Here is a 20,380-nt window from a genome sequence, read left to right as displayed (position 1 = left end):
GGGTCGAGGGCGCCCCACCTCTCGCGGGCACCCGGCGGCGCTTCACGCGAGATCCGGCCCGGAGAGGCGGAGCCCCGCCGGCCCGCCGCTGAAAAATCCTTTTCCGATCAAGGTTTCCTGGCGTACCACTCGCGGCATCGTCAGGTCGGGTTCGCCAGGACCGGGACCTGGAGGACAGAACCTGCGAGGAAAAGACATGAGCGACGAGATCGTCCGGGACAGCAACGGCAACCAGCTTGCGGATGGCGACTCCGTCACCGTCATCAAGGATCTCAAGGTCAAGGGCACGTCGGAGACCATCAAGCGGGGCACGCTGGTCAAGGGCATCCGGCTGACCGGCAATCCCGGCGAGATCGAGTGCAACACCAAGCAGGTCAAGGGTCTCGTGCTGAAGACCGAGTTCCTCAAGAAGGCCTGAGCGGGGGCGCCGCCGGCCGTGTGCTTTCGCAGGATCGCGCGGAAGCCGCCCAACTCCTTCCGAAATCATTAGGAGGTATGGATCTAATGTGGCGGTGTACCGGCCGTGGAGCGCCTTGACGGGACCGCTGCCGGCCCGGAGCGCGCACCATGCCGCATACCCAGCCCCGCTTTGCCTCGGGCGCCTGCCCAGCCCCCGCCGCGCGGCCGGCGCCGCGCCTGCTGGTGATCGACGACGATCTCGTCCAGCGCACCATCATCTGCCGCATCGGCGCCCAGCTCGGCTATGTATCGGCCGGGGCGGCGACGCTGGAGGAGGCGCTGCGCTGCCTGGAGGCGGGGCGTCCGGCGTGCGTGGTGTTCGACCTCTCGCTCGCCGAACGCCACGGCATCGTGGCGTTGAAGGCGATGGCCGGCGCGCTCGGCGACACCCCGGTGGTGGTGATCAGCGGCAGCGGCGAGACCATGCCGCCGCCGGCTGTCCGTGTCGGCCGGCGGCTCGGCCTCGACGTGCGCGGGCCGATTCCGAAGCCGCTCAGCCTTGCCGAGCTGCGTCAGGCGCTGGTGCAGGCGATCCCGACCGGGATGGCGCCGGAGAGCGAGCTTTCGGGTGCGCCGGGCAGCGCGCCGCCGGCGCCGGCCGAGCCGCAAATCCTGTTTCAGCCGCGGATCGATCTGGTCACCGGCGCGCCGGTGGGGTGCGAGGTGCTGCCGGGCGCGGCCGGCGACGGCATCTCGCCGCTGGTGGAGAGCGCCCTTGCCGCCTGCGCCGCCCTGGTGCGGCGCCATGGCGGCTTCCGCGTCGCGGTGCCGGTGCCGCCGGCCTGGCTGGAGGAACCGTTGTTCGCCGAGCGGGTTGCCGCCGCCGTGGCGGCCGCTGGCGTTCCCCCCTCCACCCTGGTGCTGGAGATTCCTGCCGGCGTGGCGATGGTGCAGGCCGATCGCATCGGCGCCGTACTGGACGGGCTGCGCCGCCGCGGCGTGCGCATCGGCCTGTCGCAGTTCGGAGGCGGGCTCACGTCGCTGGGCGCGTTGGCCCGCCTGCCGCTCGACGAGGTCAAGCTCGACCGCAGCCTGCTTGCCGCCAACCGGCCCGACGCCTGCGGCAAGAGCTCGTGCGAGGACTGTTCCTGTGACGACTGCTCCTGGCAGGCGGCCAAGGCCGCCATCCTGCTGGCCCGGCATTTCCGCATCATGCTGGTGGCCGACGGCGTCGACGACGCGTTGACGCTCGGCCGGTTGGCCGAGGCCGGCTGCGCGCTGGTGCAGGGACGCATGTTCTCGCGCCCGCTCGATGCCGCAGCACTCGCCGCCTGGGTCGCGGATCAGCACGCCCGCTGCCGCTGAGGCGCGCCACGCGAGCACGCTCCGATCTGCCGCATCGGATCGGGCGCTCCAGGCTGCTCCAAAGCCGAGTTCTTCTGCGATGCACTGTGGCGCGAACCTGCGAAGGCGGGACGGGGAGGGTGTGGTTGACCGTACCGCTTCGCCGGTGCCAAAACCGGGCGTGGTGGCGTGCGGCCCGCACGCGCCTCACGCCGGGATGGATGCCGAGCCATGAAGATCGCCGTCGCCACCAGGGATTGGGCCACGGTCAGCGGCCATGCCGGGAAGGCGGCCTGCTGGCTGCTCTATGATCTGTCGGGCCATCGCGACGGCGCGCCGCTGCCCCGGCCCGCCCGCGTCGAGCTGACCGGGGACCAAGTGTTCCACTATTTCAACGACGCGGGGCCGCACCCGCTGGACGGCGTCGAGATCATCGTGGCCGGCAGTGCCGGCGACGGCTTCCTGCGCCACATGAAGACGCGCGGCGCCGACGTACTGCTGACCGGCGAGACCGACCCGGAAAAGGCGCTGAGCCGCATCCTTGCCGGCGACGCGCTGCCCGACCCGCGCTTCGACATCACCACCACTCTGTGCAAGCTGCGCGATCTGTTCTCGCGGCGCTGAGGCGCGGGACGCACCCGCCAAGCCGCGGATCCTGCAAGCCCAAGGATCCTGCAAGTCCAAGGATCCTGCAATCCCAAGGATCCTGAAGTCGTTTCTGCCGATTTTTCGGGAAGCGGGCTGGTGCTGCCGGACAGGATTGAACTGTCGACCTCTCCCTTACCAAGGGAGTGCTCTACCACTGAGCTACGGCAGCATCATACGGGTTCCGGCCGATCAGGCCTTCGAGCCGTATTCCGATCGCCGAAAATCCGCCACTCGCGTTCGGATTTTCGGCGAGCCGTTTCCGGCGTCCCGGAGGGACCGGCCGGAAACTGCACGACACGTCGCGCCGGGCGCCGCGTCGGCGCTCCTGATGCCACAAGGGGCGGGGCGGTGCAAGCTGCTCTGGCAGCCGAAATGACCGCTCAAGGCAGCACTGCGGCGCCGGATCGCCCGCTTGCGGCGCCGGATTCCCCGCTTGCGGCGGCGGATCGCCTGCTTACGGCGGTGGATCGCCTGCTTACGGCGGTGGAAGCGGCCGCAGCAGCGGCGCCGCAAGCGCCGGCACGGCGCGGCGGTCGATCTTGCCGTTGCCGAGGCGCGGCAGGTGGTCGAGCACCGCCAGCCGGCGCGGCCGCGCCCAGGGCGGCAGGGCGCGGGCACAAAGTGCGGCGATTTCCGCGGCGAGCCCCAAATCCTTGAGCCCCGAATCCCTGAGCCCCGAAGCCCTGAGCGCCGAATCGACCGGAGCCGGATCGTTGCCGCCCGGCGTCCGCTCGACCGCGGCGCAGACGATAGCACCCCAGCGGGCATCGGGCACACCGAACACCACCGCCTCGCGCACGGCCGGGTGCTCGCGCAGGATCGCCTCGACCGTGCCCGGCACCACCTTCTCGCCGCCGGTGACGATCGTCTCGGCGCGGCGGCCCTCGACATGCAGCCGCCCCGACGCGTCGAGGAAACCGAGGTCGCCGGTATCGAACCGGCCGGCAGCGTCGCGCACCGCGAGGTCGGGCCGGCCGAGATAGCCGGAAAGCAGCGATTCGGTCGCAAGCAGGATGCGCCCCGGCACGCCGGCCGGCACGCCCAAGCCCGCCTCATCGGCGATGGTGATGGCGACGCCGTCGAGCGCGCACCCCGACCCCGGCAGGAGCAGCCCGGCCTCATCGGGCGATTCGCAAGCCGCGGCGGCGCAGCTTTCGGTGAGGCCGTAGCTCGCCACCGCCGGCACGCCGGCCTCCCGCAGCGCCCGGCGCAGCGCGAGAGGCGCCGCCTGACCGCCGAGCATGATCAGGCTGAGGCGGGAGATCAGGTCGTCGCGGCCGGCGGCGAGCAGGCGGTCGGCGATCACCGGCACGGCGGACAGCCGCGTGCCGCCGTGCCGGGCGATGGCGGCAAGCACCGCATCCTCCGAGAAGCGCGGCACCAGCACCATCGGGCGGCGGGCGGCGAGGCAGCGGGCAATCACCGACAGGCCACCGACATGGGCGAGCGGCAGCGTCAGGATCCAACGATCGTCGGGCCCGAACGGCAGGCGCCGGGTGAGCGCGAATGCGGCCGTCAGCACCGCGCGATGGGCGAGGCGGGCGATCTTCGGCGCGCCGGACGAGCCGGAGGTGGCGACCAGGAACAGATCATCGGTTCCGTTGGGCGGGTGCGCCTCCGGTGCCGGCGGGCGGGCCGAGGCCAGCGCCTCGGCCACTGTCAGCCGCCGCGCCCCGGCGGCCTCGGTGAGCCGCAGGGCCTCGGCCTCGGGAAGGGACGGGTGCAGCGGCAGGATGGGAACGCCGGCCACGGCATGGGCCAAGAGCGCGATGATGTCGTCGCGGTCCGGCCGCAGCGCCAGCGCGTGCGGGCGCGGCGGCTCATCGGGCGCGGCCATCGCCCGCAGGCCGGCGGCGACCGCCGCGACCCGTGCCGCCAGCTCGCCGAAGCCGAGCGTGCCGGCCTCGCCGACCAGCGCCGGGGCTGCGGGCGCGTCGCGGGCGGCGGCGAACAGCACGTCGGCGAGGGTCGCGGTCATGGTGCGGCCTCCACGCCGGGAATGGCGAGCCCGATCCCGCAAGACTCGGCCAGCACCGGCCCCTCCGGCCAAGGGTGGCTGAGCCCCGCGTGCGGGGCGAGGCCGCACGGCCAGGGCGCGGCCGGCAGGGCGGCGGCGAGCGCGCACGCCGCGGCGAAGCCGAGATCGCCGTCGAAGGCGTGGGTGACGATCAGGCCGAGCCCGCGCGCGGTTGCCGCCTCGGCCAGTTCGAGGCAGCGGCAGAGGCCGAGCAAAGCGGGCTTCAGCACCAGCGCCGCCGGGCCGCGGCTGGGCGGCAGATTCATGAGTCTTTCGGCGAGCATGGGGTCGGCCAGCGACTCATCAGCCGCCCAGGGCAGCGGCAGAGCGGGCAGCGCGAGCAGCGCCGGGCCGGCGCACGGCTCCTCGACGATCTCGATGCCGAAGCGGGCAAGGGCGGCGAGCCGCGCCGTCACCTCGCTCGCGGGCAGGGCGCCATTGGCATCGAGCCGCAGGCGCACCGATCCCGGGCGGACGGCCTCGATGGCGGCCCGCACCGCGGCGATATGCGCGTCTTCCTCGGCCGGGCTGCGATGGGGCAGCGCGATCTTCAGCTTCAGCACGCCGTGGCCGCGGGCGGCGGCCTCGGCCGCGGCGTCAATGGCCGTTTCGTCGTCGGGCAGCAGCACGCTCACCGGCACGCATTGCAGCGGCTGGCCCTTGGCGAGCCACGCCGCGGCGGCGAGCCCGGCGCGGCGGGAGAGGATGTCGAGCAGCGCGCATTCCAGGGCGAAGCGGGCGCTGGGCGAGGGGGCCAGCAGCGCGTCGAATGGCGCGAGCGCCGCGGCGATCCGCTCGGCCGGGGCCCCGGTCTCCGGCACCGCGAGCCCGCCGGCCGCCGCCGCGCGGGCCGCCACCGCCTCAAGCGCGCATGCGGCCGCCTCGGCGCTGTCGGGGGTGAAGCCGGGCAGCGGCAGCGCCTCGCCCCGGCCGGTCAGCCCGTCGCGGTCGAGGAGCGAGAACCGCACCGCTTCGCGCGGGCGCGGCACCCCGCGCACCATCAGCGTGCCGGCGGGGCGCCGGCACGGTGGGGCGACATCGAGCACCAGCACGCCCATGGCCTCCCTCGCGGTTGGAGCATGCTCCAGTCGAAACCCCTCTTCTCCCCTCCCCCCGCGAGCTTCGCGAGCGGTGGGGAGGGGTCGGGGGTGGGGGGCGGAACGCCCCGGCACCCGTCGTCTGAACCGAAAGTGTCCGGGCCAACCCCGCTCCAACAGTTCCCGGCGTCGAGGGGTTTTCATCCCCGGTGGGTCGGGTTTCCGGTGGCCGACCGAGACGGTTTCCCAGCCAATCTCTGGTTTCGGGCTGCGCCTCGCCTCCTCGAAGCCCCCCACCCCCGACCCCTCCCCACCATTCACTGCGTTCATGGGGGGAGGGGAGAAGAGGCGCCCCTTTTCTCCCCTCCCCCCGCGAGCTTCGCGAGCGGTGGGGAGGGTCGGGGGTGGGGGGTCCGCGGAATGCCCTTACGGGAACCGCTTGAATTTCTTGAAGTCCGGCGGCCGCTTTTCCAGGAACGCCTGCTTGCCCTCCTTGCCCTCCTCGGAGAGGTAGAACAACAGCGTGGCGCTGCCGGCGAGTTCCTGCAGGCCGGCCTGGCCGTCGCAATCGGCGTTGAGGGCGGCCTTGAGGAAGCGCAGCGCGGTCGGCGAATTGGCGAGAATTTCGCGCGCCCACTTGACGGTCTCGGCCTCAAGCTCGGCCAGCGGCACCACGGTGTTGACGAGGCCCATGTCGAGCGCTTGCTGCGCGTCATATTGCCGGCACAGGAACCAGATCTCGCGCGCCTTCTTCTGGCCGACGATGCGCGCCATGTAGCTCGCGCCATAGCCGCCATCGAAGCTGCCGACCTTCGGCCCGGTCTGGCCGAAGCGGGCATTGTCGGCGGCGATCGTGAGGTCGCAGATCAAATGCAGCACGTGGCCGCCGCCGATCGCATAGCCGGCAACCGACGCGATTACCGGCTTGGGCAAAGTGCGGATCAGCCGCTGCAGGTCGAGCACGTTGAGCCGCGGCACGCCGTCGTCGCCGACATAGCCGCCCTCGCCGCGCACCCGCTGGTCGCCGCCCGAGCAGAAGGCGAGATCGCCGGCCCCGCGCAGGATCACCACGCCGATCTCGGCATCGTCGCGCGCGTCGGTGAAGGCGTGCAGCATCTCCTGCACGGTCAGCGGCCGGAAGGCGTTGCGCACCTCCGGCCGGTTGATGGTGACGCGGGCGATGCCCTCGGCCTTCTCATAGACGATGTCGGTGTAGCCGTGGTCGACCGGGGTCCAGACGATATCAGTCATCACGTCTCCATCAGATGGCGCAGCGCGGCCGCGACGGCGGCCGGCGCCTCGAGCAGCAGATTGTGGCCGGCCTCGGCGATGGTGTCGTGGGTCACCACCGGGGGCCGGACCAGCGCGGCGGCGAGCGCGGAAAACCTTGTATCGCGCGCGCCGGTGAGAAAGCACAAGGGGCGCCGGCTGGCGGCGATGGCGGCGCGATAGTCCGGCATGCGGGCGAGGCCCGCCACCTCGAACGCCCAGGCGAGCGATTCCGGGTCGTGCGCCAGCCGCGCCGCGCGCTGGTGCCCCAATGTCTCGGCGGGAAGGCGTTGCTGGCTCGCGAACAGCGGCAGCGTCTCCCAGGCCGCGACGAAGGATGCGAGGTCGCGGCGCAGGTCGGCCGTGCGCTTTGCGTCGAGCGCGTCGCGCTCGACGCGCTCCTGTTGGGTGGCGAGGCCGACATGGCCGCTGACGAGAAGGGTGGCGCGGGGCGCATCCGGGCGGGCGGCCAAGGGTGCGAGCGCCGCGCCGAGCGCGAGCCGGGCGCCCAGCGAATAGCCGGCAAGGATCGCGCCCTTTGGCAGCGCGGCGGCGATCCAGTCCGCCGTGGCCTCGAAGCTCGCAGGCGTTGGCGCCGCCGGCCCGTGGCCGGGCAGCCAGGGACACCACGCCTCACCGTGGTCGGGCAGCGCGGACAGCACATCGTCCCACGCCGCCGGACTGCCGAGGAAGCCGTGCAGCAGCACCAGCGGCGCCCCGCCTTTGCCCTTGGCGGGGTGCAGCGCGCCGGGGTGGCGGCCGGGGATCATTTTGCCGCGCTCACGGCGGCGACGGCGGCCTTGGCCATGGCGGCGAGCAGCGCGGCGCGGGTGGCGCTGCCGCCGGCAACCACGCGGGCCTCGATCAGCACCGGCCGGTCACCGGCCAATGCCGCGGCCACCGCATCGCGCAGCGCCTCTTCCGTCTCGACGCGGGCATAGCCCAGGCCGAACGTGGCGGCGAGGCCGTCGAAGGCGCGGCCATGGCTGGCGACGAACAGCATCTCGCAGTCGTCAGCCAGCGCTGCATCGCGGCCGAGCGGCAGGCGCTCGAAGATGCGGCCGCCGTCATTGTGCACCGCAACAATAGCCAGCGGCCCGCCCACGGCGGCGGCCGCCGCGAGCCCGCCGGCATCGTGCAGCAGAGCGACGTCGCCGGTCAGCAAAACCAGCGGCCCGTCGAGCACGGTGCGGGCGCCGGCCGTGCCCGAAACCAGCCCGTCGATGCCCGCGGCGCCGCGCTGGTGCAGGATTTCCAGCGGCGCGGCATCGGGCGGCACATCGTGGTCGAGATCGCGGATGGGGTTGGAATTGCCGACCATCAGCGTGCCGCCATGCTGCAGAATGCTGCGCAGCATGGGTGCAACATGATGTTCGTGGAGCGGTCCGTCCTGCGGCCCCGCCGCCGCCTCGCGCGCCGCCCAGGCGGCGGCTTCGGCGGCCTGCCAGGATGCGGCATAGCAGGACGCGGCAGAGGCGGTGTCAGCCCCGGGCGGTGCGGCTTCGAGGTCTACCGCGGCGGCCTCCAGCAGCGCCGCGATCGGTCCGAGCAGCATGGCAGCGGCCCCGCCCGCCGGGTCGGCCGGGCGCTCGCCGGGCAGCACGATGCGGCGTGGCGCCTCGGCGCCGCTGATCCACGCCAGCCACTGCGCGGACACCGCCGGCGCGCCGATCTCGATGGCGAGATCCGGCCGCAGCGCCGCGCGCAAATCGGGTGCCCGCAGCAGCGCATCGAACGCGCCGATCGGGCGGACCGCCTCAAGCCCGAAGCGAAGCTGGCTCGTCGCCTCGGCCAGCAGCGTGTAGCCGCTGGCCCTCACGAACCGCGCGACCGCCTTGCGCATCGCGGGGGCGTCGAGCGCCGGCAGCGGCCCGGCCACCATCACGCCGCGCGGGTTGGCGCGCACCGCCTCGACCAGATGCGCCACCGCCGCGGGATCGGGCGCGGGCTTGGGCGGGAAGAGGCGCGGCGCCCCGGCCTTGGCGATGGCTGCGAGCTTCGGCCGCCACGGCTCGCCGCGGTCGGTCGGCAGTGGCTCCAGCGGCTTGCGGAAGCGGGCATTGATGTGCACCGCGCCGGCCAGCGGCCAGCGGGTCGCCAGCACCGCCTGGGCGGCGATGCGCGGCACGGCCGCCAGGGCGGCGGGGTGGGCATCGGGCAGGCCGAGGTCGAAGAAGGCGCGGGCGTGGGCGCCGAACAGCCGGATCTGGTCGACGGTCTGCGACGCCTGGGCCTCCTGCACCTCCCACGGCCGGTCGGCCGAGACCAGCAGCAGCGGAATGCCGGCCTCGCGCGCCTCCATCGCCGCCGGCAGCCAGTGGCCCGGGGCGGTGCCGCTGGTGGCCAGCACCACCGAGGGCCGGCCGCTCGCCCGCCCCTGGCCGAGCGCGAAGAAGGCGGCCACCCGCTCGTCGTGCAGCACGGTCGCCGGCAGCACCCGCGCCAAGGCCAGCGCCAGCGGCGTCGAGCGCGAGCCGGGGCTGATCACCGCATGGCCGACGCCGCTGTCCTTCAGGGAGGCGGCGAACAGCCGCGCCCATTCGGTGTGCAGGTCGCCGCTCACGAACCGCCCCGGAACGCGTCGAGCACGGTGCGCTGCTTGGTGCGGGTCTCGGCCAGCTCCTCCTCGCCGTCCGAGCCCTCGACGATGCCGGCGCCGGCCGGCACGGTGGCGATGCGCCCCTCCAGCACCGCGCCGCGCAGCGCCACCACCGCGTGGCCGGTGCCGTCGGCCGACATCCGCACCACCGGCCCGGCATAGAGGCCGCGCGGCTCGGGCTCCAGCGCCGCCAGCAGGTCGGCGGCGCGGCCGGTCGGCAGGCCGCACACGGCCGGCGTCGGGTGCAGCGCCCGCACCAGGCTGAGGAAATCGGCGTCGGCGCGCAGCGTCGCCTCGATCGGCGTGTGCAGGTGGGCGAGCCCCCGCAGCGGCCGGATCACCGGATCGCAGGGCTCGGGCAGGCCCTCGACCAGCGGCGCGATGGCCTGGCGGACGGCATCGACGACGATGGCGTGCTCGTGGCGCTCCTTCACCGAGGTCAGAAGCTCGGCCGCCCGCTCCAGCGTGCGGGTGCCGGCCAGCGCCTCGGTGCGCAGGCGGCGGCCGTCCTGGCGCACCAGCGATTCGGGGGTGGCGCCGAGCCAGGTCTTGCCGCCGCAGCGCCATGCGTAGCGCACGCTGCCGGGATGGTGCGCCGACAGCCGCGCCAGCACCGCGGCCGGCTCCGGCGCCGTCTCGAACGCCACCGCGGCGCGGCGCGCCAGCACCACCTTGACCAACTCGCCGGCCCGGATGCGCGCCACCGCCTCGGTCACCGCCCGCGCATAGCGGCCGGGGGCGTTGCCTTCCTCCAGAGCTTGGAGCGGCGGCAGTGGCTCGGTCTCGGCGGCGGCGAGCGCCGCCAGCGCGGCGCGGGCGCGGGCCAGCCGGGCCGCAAGCGAGCCCGCCTCGTGCGCCGGCAGGGTCAGCCGCAGCCACGCCCGCCCGCCCCGCTGCACATAGAGCCGCTCGGGCAGCATCAGCCCGCCCGGCATCAGCCCCTGCCACAGCGTGTCGGGCGTCTCGCCGGGGCGGAACGGCAGGGCGCCGAGCAGGGTCGGCGCCGGGGCGTCCGGACTGGTGTCGCGCAGGCCGGCCCAGAGCGCAGAGGCGGCGTCGGGCGCCTCGCCCAGCCAATGCGCCGCGCCGATTCCGACCCAGGAATCTCCCACGCCTCCCTCGCCGTCCGGGGCGAGGAAGGCCGCCGCCGGCTCGCCCGCCAGCGCCAGCAGGCGCTCGGGCGGCAGCGGCGCGATCTCGATCGCCGCGCTGTGCAGCCGCAGCGGATACTCCGACGAAAGAGCGACACTCATGCGCAGTCAGCCGGGGCAGGACGTTCGTGAACCTTGCGGCCGGGCCGGAGCCGATCCCTGGCGGCCGCGCGAAACTCTCATGGTCGGCCCCTGACATGGCACGGCCGGGGTTGCCGACGCAAACGGCGTTTGCCGGACCCCGGCCAGCCTTCTATGAAGGGCGCGCCTCGAAAGGCTGCCCCGCCGTCCCGGCGGCCGGATCCCGTGCCAAGCCGCCCAACCTTGCCGCATGTCCACACCGCGCCTCGTCTATCTCGTCACCGAAGACTGGTACTTCGTCTCGCACCGGCTGCCGATGGCCCGGGCGGCGAAGGTCGCGGGCTTCGAGGTGCATGTGATCACCCGGGTGGACCGCCACGGCCCGGCGATTCTGGCCGAGGGCTTCGTGCTGCACCCGGTCGATCTCAAGCGCGGCAGCACCCGGCCGGACCACCTGCTGGCCAGCGTCGCCGCGGTGCGCGCGCTCTACCGCCGCATCCGCCCGGCTTTGGCCCACCATGTCGCGCTGCAGGGCGTGGTGATCGGCTCGCTGGCGGCGACCGGGCTCAAGCTTCCCGCCGTCAACGCCCTCACCGGGCTCGGCGCGGTGTTCCTGTCGAAGGCGAGCCCGGCCAAGCGCGCGCTGCTGTGGCTGCTGCCGCGACTGCTGGCGCGCCCGGAGACCGCGGCGTTGGTGCAGAACCCGGACGACCGGGCGCTGCTGCTGGATATGGGGGTGGATGACGGCCGCATCGTGCTGGTGCCGGGCTCGGGTGTCGATGTCCGCCGCTTCCAGCCGCTGCCGGAACCCGCGGGCGAGGTGACGCTCGCCTATGTCGGCCGGATGCTGGAGGACAAGGGCGTGCGCACGCTGATCGAGGCCCACCGCCGGCTGCGGGCGGCGGGATCGGCGCCGCGGCTGCTGCTGGCCGGCACGCCCGATCCATCCAATCCGGCGAGCATCCCGGAGGCCGAGCTTGGAGCCTGGGCCGGCGAGCCTGGAATCCAGTGGCTCGGCCATGTCGGCGACATCGCCAGCGTCTGGCGGCAGGCGCACATCGCCGTGCTGGCGTCGCGCCGCGAGGGGCTGCCGCTGAGCCTGCTGGAGGCCGCGGCCTGCGGCCGGGCGATGATCGCCACCGACGCGCCGGGCTGCCGCGAGGTGGCGCGCGACGGCGTCAACGCCTTGACCTTTCCGGTGGACGATGCCGCGGCGCTGGCCGCCGCCATCGACCGGCTGGCCGGCGACGCCGCGCTGCGCCGCCGTTTCGCCGCCGAGAGCCGGCGCCTCGCCGAGGTGGAGTTCTCGGCCGAGCGCGTCGGCCGGGATATCGTCTCCCTCTACGAAAGGTTGTGTGCGGAGCCCGCGAGGATTGATAGACCGGGCGCGGGGGCGGCATAGGCGGCGCGCCGGTGGGAGCTGGGTGAAATCATGACGGTGTCAGCAACGGCGGAATCGCCGCCCGCCCATGGCCGCCGCATCGGCGTCATCGGCCTGGGCTATGTCGGGCTGCCGGTGGCGGTGGCGTTCGGCCGCGCCGGCCAGCCGACCGTCGGCTTCGACATCAATCCCGAGCGGGTGGCCGAGCTGCAGGCTGGGCACGACCGCACCAACGAGGTCGAGGCCGCCGACCTCGCCGCCGCCCGCGTGGCCTACACCGCCGACCCGCAGCATCTGGCCGCCTGCGACTTCTTCATCGTCACGGTACCGACCCCGATCGACGAGGCGCACCGGCCGGATCTCACGGCGCTGAGCAAGGCGTCGGAGACGGTCGGCCGGGTGCTCAAGCGCGGCGACATCGTCGTCTATGAATCGACGGTCTATCCCGGCGCCACCGAGGAGCACTGCCTGCCGATCCTGGAGCGGGTCTCGGGCCTTTCGGCGCCGGCCGATTTCACGGTCGGCTACAGTCCCGAGCGCATCAATCCCGGCGACCGCGAGCACCGGTTCGAGACCATCAGGAAGGTGGTCTCCGGCCAGGATGCCAGGACGCTCGACATCGTTGCCGCCGTCTATGGCGCGGTGGTCACCGCCGGCGTCCACCGCGCGCCCACCATCAAGGTGGCCGAGGCCGCCAAGGTGATCGAGAACACCCAGCGCGACCTCAATATCGCGCTGATGAACGAGCTGTCGGTGATCTTCCACCACTTGAACATCGACACCGCCGACGTGCTGGCCGCGGCCGGCACCAAATGGAACTTCCTGCGCTTCACGCCGGGGCTGGTCGGCGGCCACTGCATCGGCGTCGATCCCTATTACCTCACCCACCGCGCCGAGATCGCCGGCTACCATCCCGAAGTCATCCTCGCCGGCCGCCGCATCAATGACGGCGTGGGCGAGCGCATCGCCCGCGAATGCGCCCGCCTGCTGATGCGGCGCGGCGTGGCGAACGGCCGGGTCACCGTGCTCGGCCTGACCTTCAAGGAGAACGTGCCCGACCTGCGCAACTCGAAGGTCGCCGACATCGTGCGCGGGCTTGCCGCGTTCGGGCTCGAGGTGCAGGTGCACGATCCGTTCGCCGATCCGGCCGAGGCCGGGCACGAATACGGCATCGCCCTGACGCCGTTCGAGGACTTGGCGCCGGCCGAGGCGGTGGTGCTGGCGGTGGCCCACGCCGACTATCTCGCCCAGGGCTGGCCGATGGTCGCCGGCCTGCTGCACGACGGGGCCGGCGTGGTGATGGACGTCAAATCCTGCCTCGATCCGGCGGCGCAGCCGGCCGATGTCGATCTGTGGCGGCTGTGACGGGGCCTTCCCTCTCCCACCCGGGCGCGCGCAAGCTCTTGCGGGAGAGGGAAGAGAAGAGCCGCGCGGCTTCTCGGAAGACGTAAAGAATCAGGACGAGCAAGCTGAAATGCAGATGATCCAGCCCGCAACAAGCCTGGAAGGCCGGTCGGCGATCGTGCTGGCCCTCATTCTCGGCGTGCTGGCGCCGGGGCTGCTGGTCATTGCCAGCCAGTCGACCCAAATCACCGCGCCGCTGGGTTTCGCGCTCGCCGCCGGCATTCTGGCGGCGACCGGGCGCGGGCCGGCGCTGGGCGAGGCGCTGCGGGCGGAGGCCTTCGCACCGCTCGGCCTCGCGCTCGGTCTCTTCCTCGCCTGGATCCTGACGAGCACGGCCTGGGCGCCTCGGCCCGGCTACAGCCTCGGCGTCGCCGGCCAGATCGCCCTGGTGGCGGCGACCGGCGTTCTCGGCCTTGCCGCGGTGCCGGCGGCGCTGCCCAGGGGCGGATGGCGGTGGCTCGTGGCCGGCGTGGCGCTCGCCGCCGTGCTGGCGCTGATCGAACTCAGGTTCGGCACGCCGATCCGCGCGCTCATCGGCGCCAAGTCGAAGGAATTCCGGCTCAACCACGCCGCCATCACGCTGGCGGTGCTGGCGTGGCCGGCGGCGGCAGCGCTGGCGCTGTGCGGCCAACGGTGGCTGGCGGCGGCCCTCGTCGCGCTGGTCGCGGCGGCGGCGCTGTCGTCGGAGGCGCAGGCCTCGGTGCTCGGCGTCCTGGCCGGCGGCGCGGCGCTGGGGTTGGCCTGGCTGTTCGGCCGCTGGGCGGTGTGGGCGAGCGCCGGCGCCATGGTGGCGCTGGTGGCGGCGACGCCGCTGCTGATGGCGCGGGCGGGCGATCTGGTGCCGGCGGCGATGCACGGCATCCTCAAGCGCAGCGCCTGGGAGCGCATCCAGATCTGGCACCGTTTCGCCGAGGCGGTGCCCGACCGCTGGTTCGCCGGCCATGGCATTCAGGCGTCGCGCGACTTCGCCGACATCCGGCCGATCCAGCTTCTGCCGGCCGAGCGTTTCAACCCGCTCAGCGCCGGCCACACCCACAATGCCGTGCTGCAGGTGTGGGTGGAACTCGGCGCGGTGGGGGCGGCGCTGCTCGCCATCCTGCTGGTGCTGATCGCCGGCCGCATCGCCCGCCTGCCGACCGCATCGCGCGGCTTTGCGCTCGCCACCTTCGCCAGCCTGTTCGCCATCGCCTATGTCAGCCACGGCGCGTGGCAGATCTGGTGGCTGGCGGCGATCGCGCTCGGCGCGGTGTGGATGCGGGCGGTGGCGGAGATGGAGCTGCCGGCCGGCCGGTCAGACTGAACAGAAGAAGCCCCCCACCCCCGACCCCTCCCCACCATTCACTGCGTTTATTGGTTGGGGAGAAATGGGGGGAGGGGAGAAGAGGCGCACCCTTTTCTCCCCTCCCCCCGCGAGCTTCGCGAGCGGTGGGGAGGGGTCGGGGGTGGGGGGTGCGCGGGTACGGACCGGCGCACGTCGTCTGCATCCCGCCTCGCGACATTTCCGGCCGGTCGCTTCAGGTGTCCGGTATCCCAAAGGGATCGACCGGAAACCGAATCAAGTCTTCATCAGGGCGGAAAGCGCGCGTTCGCCATCGGCCGGCCAGCAAAAGCCGGCCTCAGCCAGCCGGTCGGTCGAGACCACCAGCTCGCCGCCCAGCCGGTCGGCGGCGTCGCCCTTGCCGGCGAGCCGCAGCGCCCCCAGCAGCAGCGACGGCGGCACCGCAACGAGATTCGGGCTGCGGCCGAGCCCGCGCCGCAGCGCGGCGATGAGGTCGCAAAGCGCAATCGGCGTGCGGTCGGCGACCAGGAAGGTTTGCCCCTCGGCCGCTTGCGCTTCGAGCGCCCAGAGGGTGGCGGCGACCAGCGTGCCGAGCGCCAGGAGCGAGCGGCGGTTGGCGAACGCCCCGAACGGCAGCGGCCAGGGCGTGGCGGCGAGCTTCAGCAGCGCCCCCATATTGCCGGCGACTCCCGGCCCATAGACCAGCACCGGCCGCAGGATGACGAACCGGCCGCCGGCCGTTCGCACCGCGTCCTCCGCCGCGAGCTTGGAGCGGCCGTAGGCGTCGGTCGGCCGCGGCGGGTCGGCCTCGGTCAGCACGCCCGGCGCCACGGCCGCCGACTGGGCGCGCACCGAGGAGACGAACACCAGCTTCGCCCCCACCGCCGCAGCCGCTTCCGCCAGTGCTGCGGTGGCGCGCCCGTTCACCGCCGCGTAGCGGTCCTCGGGGATCGCGCCCATGGCGTGGGCGATGCCGGCGAGGTGGACGATGTGGGTCACGTCGGCAACCAGTGGCCGCCAGTCGACCGGGGCGCCAAGATCCGGCAGGGCGACGGCCTCGACATTGGGACCGGCGGCGACGCGGGACGGATCGCGCGCCGCGGCGCGCACCTGCCAGCCGGCGGCGGCGAGCGCCGGCACCAGCGCGCGGCCGATGAAGCCGGCTGAACCGGTCACCAGCACGCGGCCGGGCGCGTTCGCTCCAAGGGCGGCGCTCATTTCGGCAGGCCGGTGGCGAACAGGCGCAGCACGGCGGCCACCGCCAGCGCGCCGACGCCGACGAGGCCGGCCTGGAACGGCGGCACCGGGACGGCGAGGGTGAGGGCGGCCAGCACCGCCAGCACCACATTGAGCGCGAACACCACATTGGTGATCGCGCTCACGCTGAGGTCGTTGGCGGTGGCGCGCTGGTAGAAATGGCTGCGGTGGGCCTCCCACACCCGCTCGCCGCGCGACAGCCGCAGAAACAGCGTCAGCGTCGCGTCGGCGAGATAGTAGAGCGGCAGCAGGATGGCGGCGGCCAGCGCGCCGGAGGCGGCGAGCTGCAGCAGGCACCAGCCGGCGAACAGCCCGATCGGCAGGCTGCCGACATCGCCCAGGAACACCGCGGCGACCGGCCGGTTGAACGGCGCGAAGCCGATCAGCGCCCCGCAAAGCAGCGCCGCGACGATGGTGGTTGCGGCATCCACCGTGCCGGCGAGCACGCCGAACAGCACGATGGCGGCGGTGAGCGGCACGAACTGCGACACCGTCATCCAGTCGAGCCCGTCCATGAAGTTCGTCAGATTGACGAACCACACCCCGGCCAGCACCAGGAGGGCGCGTTCGATCAGCGCCGGCAGCTCGGGCACGATGCGCGCCTCCTCCGGCAGCATGCCGACCACCGCGCCGACCGCGAGGATCTGGCCGGCCAGCCGCGGCAGCGCCGGCAGCGGGCGGATGTCATCGACCGCGCCGACCGCCGCCAGCAGCAGGCCGGCGCCGAACAGCACCAGCAGCGTGTCGAGGGGCAGGCCCAGCACCGCCGCCGCAATGAGCCCGAGGCCCACCACCGCGCCGACCACCGCCAGGCCTGCGCCCTGCGGCGTCGGGGTGGTGTGGCTGGAGCGGGCATTGGGGCGGGCCAGCGCATAGCGCACCAGCAGCGGGTGCAACGCCCGGATGCCCAGGGCGCAGACCAGGGCGGCGAGGCCGCCCAGGATCGGCGCCGCGATCACCAGCGTGCTGCGGTCGAGCCCGGCATCCATCCTCTGTCCCCGCCCCTTTCCGGTTTCGGTCCCGACGCGAGGTAAGCGCCCGGCTGGCGGCCGTCAATCGATCAGGCGGCTGCGATCAGGCGGTTGCACCGGCCGGCGGCGGAGGCTAAGCCCGGGCGGGCGCCGCGGCCCCGGCGCGGACAAGATCGGCTTTGGACAGGATCGGCGTTTGGCGATGGCTTCGGATCCCGTGCTTCTCACCGGCGCAGCCGGCTTCATCGGCTTCCACGTCGCCCGGCGGCTCCTGGCGCAGGGCCAGCGGGTGATCGGCGTCGACAACCTCAACGCGTATTACGATCCCCGCCTCAAGGAGGCGCGGCTCGCCGAGCTTGCCCCGCACAACGCCTTCTCATTCGTGAAGCTCGACCTCGCCGACCGCGCCGGCACCGAGCAACTGTTCGCCGAGACCCGCCCCGGCACGGTGATCCACCTCGCCGCCCAGGCCGGCGTGCGCTACTCGCTCACCAATCCACACGCCTATGCCGAGGCGAACCTGATCGGCTTCCTCAATGTGCTGGAGGGCTGCCGGCACGCCGGGGTGGGGCATCTGGTCTATGCCTCGTCGTCCTCGGTCTACGGCGCCAACGGCAAGACGCCGTTCTCGGTGTCGGATTCGGTCGACCACCCGGTCAGCCTCTACGCCGCCACCAAGAAGGCCAACGAGCTGATGGCCCACACCTACAGCCACCTCTACCGGCTGCCGACCACGGGCCTGCGCTTCTTCACCGTCTACGGCCCGTGGGGGCGGCCGGACATGGCGATGTGGATCTTCACCGAGGCGATCCTGGCCGGCCGGCCGATCCAGCTGTTCAACTACGGCAGGATGCGCCGCGACTTCACCTATATCGACGACATCGTCGAGGGCGTGGTGCGGGTGGCCGACCGCGTCCCTGCGCCCGATCCGGCGTGGTCGAACACCAACCCCGACCCGTCGATCTCGAACGCGCCCTACCGCGTCTACAATATCGGCAACAACCATCCCGAGGAGCTTCTTCACCTCGTCGACGTGCTGGAGGCGGCGCTGGGCCGCAAGGCGATCCGCGAGCTGGCGCCGATCCAGCCCGGCGACGTGCCCGAGACCTCGGCCGATGTCGAGGCGCTGACCCGCGATGTCGGCTTCAAGCCCGCGACGCCGATCGAGACCGGGGTCGCGCGCTTCGTCGACTGGTACCGCGCCTATCACCGGGTGTGAGGCGGTTTCGCCTCAGAACCGCACCCGCGTGCCGGCGTAGAACGACCGCCCGTCGCCCGGCAGGAACACCGCCTGGAACGGCTGGGTCACCTGGCCCAGCACCAGCGTGGCGCCGGCATAGTCGACATCGAACAGGTTGCGCACCTCGCCATAGATCGAGAAGCCGGGCGAGACCGCATAGTTGGTGCGCACGTTCACCACCGCGTACGGGTCGGAATAGAAGGTGTTGGCGTTGTCGATCGGGATCGCCTGGGGCGTCCACTGCACCTCGCCCTCCACCCACCACGGCGCGGTGATGGCGTAGCGCAGCGCCGCGATCACGTAATGGCGCGGCGCGCCGGCGATCTCGTTGTCGCCATAGAGCGGGTCGTCGTCGAACTGGAAGTTCTGGAAGGTGTAGGCGAGCCGCGCGCTGAGCCGGTCGGTGATCTGCAGCCGGCCGCCGAGCTCGATGCCGAGATGGCTGGTCCGGTCGGCATTGATGGTGCTGGCGGTGCTGCCGTCGGTGGTGCGGATCAGCTCGTTGTGGAGCCAGGAATAATAGGTGACGACGTCCCAATCGAGTCGGCCGGCGGTTCCGCGCCAGCCTATCTCGGCGGTGGTGGCGGTCTGCGCCTTCAGGTCGGGCGTGAGGAAGCCGATCGGGCTGGCATTGGGGCTGCCGCCGGTGGGCTCCAAGAGGTCGTCGAAGGTCGGCGCCTCGAAGCTGCGGCTCACCGTGGCGAACATCGTCTGGCCGGCGGCCGGGTGCCAGGAGACGCCGAAGCTCGGCGTCCAGGCGTCGTAGGCGCGCGAGAAGCTGGTGTCGGTGGCGGGCCGGGTCGACCAGATCCACTGGCCGGTGTTTTGATTGTAGACCAGCCGCGGCCGGGTCGAGAGGTCGTAGGTGTCGTCGCTGTCGCGCGTCGCCCGCTGATAGGCGATGGCCGGCGAAAATGTGAGCCCGCCGACCGGGACGTTGAAGCCGGCGCCCACCGACAGCGAGGCCGCGTCGAGATCGTTGCTGCCGTATTGCAGGCTCTGGGCGCCCTGATTGTTGATGAAATAATTGCGCCCCGCCGCGCCCACCACATAGAGCGCGTTGGCCTCGAACAGCGGCAGGGCGGCGCTCTTGTCCGGCTGGTAGGCGTAGCGCATCGTGGTGGTGAAATCGCCGCCGGTGGTGTCGCGATAGCCGGTGCCGATCGGGAAGCGGAAGGTGTCGTCGGTCCAGGCGTAGCCGAAAGCCACGTCGAACAGGCTGTCGCCGAAGGTGGCGGTGGTGCGCGAGCCGCCGCGGGTCTGCGCGGTGTCGCGGCGCGGCAGGTCGCGCACCGAATTGGGGCCGGCATTGATGCCGGGAACCAGGCCGGGCGCGGCCTGGGTGGGGTCGGTCTCGAACAGCTGGCGCGACAGCGGCCCCGGCACCTGGAAGCCGAGATCGGTATAGGCGAAGAAGGCGCGGGTCGAGACGGTGTCGCCGAGCTTGGCGCCGGCATTGAAGGCGACATTGGTGCGCTGGGAATCGTTCCAGTCGCGATAGCCGTCGCGGGTGGAATAGCTCACCTGCCCGAAGGCATCGAGATTGCCCTGGCGCGTGCCGGCGCTGGCGCTGGTCATGGCATAGCCGAAGCTGCCGGCCTCGGCGTCGATCGCGACGCCCGGTCTCTGCGAGCCGGTGGGCGAGACGAAGTTCAGCGCGCCGCCCAGCGTCTGGGCGCCGAGCCGGTTGCCGGTGTAGCCGCGGAACACCTCGATGAAGTCGGCGAGCCGGGCATCGATCAGGCCGACGACATAGGAGCCGTCGGCGCGGTTGATCGGCAGGCCGTCCTGCAGCATCAGCAGGCCGCGCTCGGTCGGGTTGGTCTGCAGGCCCGAGCCGCGAATATGGATCTTCGGCTGGTCGTTGCCGCCGAGGAACGCCGAGGCGATGATTCCGGGCACCGAGTTGAGCGCATCGGCGATGGTCACGTCGGCCTTGCCGACGAGCTGCTCGGCGCCGACCACGGCGGTGGCGCCGGGGGTGGCTTCGAGCCGGCGGCGCGCCTCGGCCTCCGGCGCGGCGGCCGAGGAACGGCCTGCAGGCGTGCCATTGGCGGCGGCACCCTCGGCGCCCTGTCCGGCCGTGCCTTCCACCACCACCTCGTCGAGCGTCACCGCGCTGCCGGCCGCGGCGGACTGCGCCTGGGCGGCGTTGGGCGCGATCAGCAGCGCCGCCAAGGGGATCGCCGCCAAGGGGATCGCAGCAACGGGAAGCGCCGCGGCGATGCCGGCGCGCCGGCTCGCGCGAGACGGGCGGGAGAAGCGGGCGGCGGGGGGACGATCGTCGCTGCGGCCGGCCATGT

16 protein-coding genes and 1 tRNA gene are annotated in these 20,380 nt (G+C 72.8%); 7 read left to right on the top strand and 10 right to left on the bottom strand.

The window, feature by feature from the left end:
- The first annotated feature begins 196 nt into the window (after positions 1–196).
- The 3 genes from BLTE_RS13620 to BLTE_RS13610 all read left to right on the top strand — a co-directional run bounded on the left by BLTE_RS13620 (position 197) and on the right by BLTE_RS13610 (position 2,367).
- Positions 197–418 carry an alkylphosphonate utilization protein gene (locus BLTE_RS13620; RefSeq protein WP_126401210.1) on the top strand — a complete coding sequence of 74 codons (222 nt, stop codon included), beginning with the start codon at positions 197–199 and terminating at the stop codon, positions 416–418.
- A 149-nt stretch (positions 419–567) separates the two neighbouring features.
- Positions 568–1,764 carry an EAL domain-containing response regulator gene (locus BLTE_RS13615; RefSeq protein WP_126401209.1) on the top strand — a complete coding sequence of 399 codons (1,197 nt, stop codon included), beginning with the start codon at positions 568–570 and terminating at the stop codon, positions 1,762–1,764.
- Positions 1,765–1,974: 210 nt separating this feature from the next.
- Positions 1,975–2,367 (top strand): NifB/NifX family molybdenum-iron cluster-binding protein, encoded by a 393-nt coding sequence (locus BLTE_RS13610; RefSeq protein WP_126401208.1) that lies wholly within the window; start codon positions 1,975–1,977, stop codon positions 2,365–2,367.
- 118 nt (positions 2,368–2,485) lie between these two features.
- Here the strand turns inward: BLTE_RS13610 and BLTE_RS13605 are convergent.
- From BLTE_RS13605 to BLTE_RS13575, 7 genes are all read right to left on the bottom strand, one after another.
- Positions 2,486–2,560, bottom strand: a tRNA-Thr gene (locus tag BLTE_RS13605).
- A 306-nt stretch (positions 2,561–2,866) separates the two neighbouring features.
- On the bottom strand, positions 2,867–4,369 hold the full coding sequence (locus BLTE_RS13600) for a class I adenylate-forming enzyme family protein (RefSeq protein WP_126401207.1): 1,503 nt from the start codon (positions 4,367–4,369) through the stop codon (positions 2,867–2,869).
- A complete protein-coding gene (locus tag BLTE_RS13595) occupies positions 4,366–5,466 on the bottom strand; it encodes an enolase C-terminal domain-like protein (protein WP_160140616.1) in 1,101 nt (366 codons plus the stop codon). The genes BLTE_RS13600 and BLTE_RS13595 overlap by 4 nt, the downstream gene beginning before the upstream one ends.
- 405 nt (positions 5,467–5,871) lie before the next feature.
- Positions 5,872–6,696: a 1,4-dihydroxy-2-naphthoyl-CoA synthase gene (gene menB, locus BLTE_RS13590; protein ID WP_126401205.1), complete on the bottom strand. Its 825-nt coding sequence runs from the start codon at positions 6,694–6,696 to the stop codon at positions 5,872–5,874.
- Positions 6,696–7,484, bottom strand: a complete 789-nt coding sequence (locus BLTE_RS13585; RefSeq protein ID WP_126401204.1) for an alpha/beta fold hydrolase — start codon at positions 7,482–7,484, stop codon at positions 6,696–6,698. The genes menB and BLTE_RS13585 overlap by 1 nt, the downstream gene beginning before the upstream one ends.
- On the bottom strand, positions 7,481–9,277 hold the full coding sequence (menD, locus tag BLTE_RS13580) for a 2-succinyl-5-enolpyruvyl-6-hydroxy-3-cyclohexene-1-carboxylic-acid synthase (protein WP_126401203.1): 1,797 nt from the start codon (positions 9,275–9,277) through the stop codon (positions 7,481–7,483). The genes BLTE_RS13585 and menD overlap by 4 nt, the downstream gene beginning before the upstream one ends.
- Positions 9,274–10,566, bottom strand: a complete 1,293-nt coding sequence (locus tag BLTE_RS13575; RefSeq protein WP_126401202.1) for an isochorismate synthase — start codon at positions 10,564–10,566, stop codon at positions 9,274–9,276. Before BLTE_RS13575 ends, menD begins: the two co-directional genes overlap by 4 nt.
- Positions 10,567–10,795: 229 nt before the next feature.
- Here BLTE_RS13575 and BLTE_RS13570 point away from each other — a divergent pair, with 229 nt between their 5' ends.
- The 3 genes from BLTE_RS13570 to BLTE_RS13560 all read left to right on the top strand — a co-directional run bounded on the left by BLTE_RS13570 (position 10,796) and on the right by BLTE_RS13560 (position 14,630).
- Positions 10,796–11,947, top strand: a complete 1,152-nt coding sequence (locus BLTE_RS13570) for a glycosyltransferase family 4 protein (RefSeq protein ID WP_126401201.1) — start codon at positions 10,796–10,798, stop codon at positions 11,945–11,947.
- Between the two features lie 30 nt (positions 11,948–11,977).
- Complete coding sequence (locus BLTE_RS13565) at positions 11,978–13,291, top strand: nucleotide sugar dehydrogenase (protein ID WP_126401200.1); 1,314 nt, start codon at positions 11,978–11,980, stop codon at positions 13,289–13,291.
- 115 nt (positions 13,292–13,406) lie between these two features.
- Positions 13,407–14,630: an O-antigen ligase family protein gene (locus BLTE_RS13560; protein ID WP_160140615.1), complete on the top strand. Its 1,224-nt coding sequence runs from the start codon at positions 13,407–13,409 to the stop codon at positions 14,628–14,630.
- A gap of 255 nt (positions 14,631–14,885) precedes the next feature.
- On the opposite strand, the gene BLTE_RS13555 is transcribed toward BLTE_RS13560, so the two are convergent.
- Both BLTE_RS13555 and BLTE_RS13550 read right to left on the bottom strand, forming a co-directional pair.
- The gene (locus BLTE_RS13555; RefSeq protein WP_126401198.1) at positions 14,886–15,827 is read right to left on the bottom strand and encodes an NAD-dependent epimerase/dehydratase family protein; all 942 of its coding nucleotides are present in this window, start codon (positions 15,825–15,827) and stop codon (positions 14,886–14,888) included.
- Entirely contained in the window at positions 15,824–16,855 is a 1,032-nt protein-coding gene (locus BLTE_RS13550; RefSeq protein WP_126401197.1) for an MraY family glycosyltransferase, read from the bottom strand. Before BLTE_RS13550 ends, BLTE_RS13555 begins: the two co-directional genes overlap by 4 nt.
- A gap of 184 nt (positions 16,856–17,039) precedes the next feature.
- Here BLTE_RS13550 and BLTE_RS13545 point away from each other — a divergent pair, with 184 nt between their 5' ends.
- Positions 17,040–18,056: an NAD-dependent epimerase gene (locus BLTE_RS13545; RefSeq protein ID WP_126401196.1), complete on the top strand. Its 1,017-nt coding sequence runs from the start codon at positions 17,040–17,042 to the stop codon at positions 18,054–18,056.
- Positions 18,057–18,068: 12 nt separating this feature from the next.
- Here BLTE_RS13545 and BLTE_RS13540 read toward each other — a convergent pair whose 3' ends face one another.
- On the bottom strand, positions 18,069–20,378 hold the full coding sequence (locus tag BLTE_RS13540) for a TonB-dependent receptor family protein (protein WP_126401195.1): 2,310 nt from the start codon (positions 20,376–20,378) through the stop codon (positions 18,069–18,071).
- Between the last annotated feature and the right edge of the window lie 2 nt (positions 20,379–20,380).

Source organism: Blastochloris tepida (genome assembly GCF_003966715.1).
In the GTDB taxonomy this organism is placed as follows: domain Bacteria; phylum Pseudomonadota; class Alphaproteobacteria; order Rhizobiales; family Xanthobacteraceae; genus Blastochloris; species Blastochloris tepida.
This window is presented reverse-complemented; position numbering and strand designations above follow the sequence as displayed.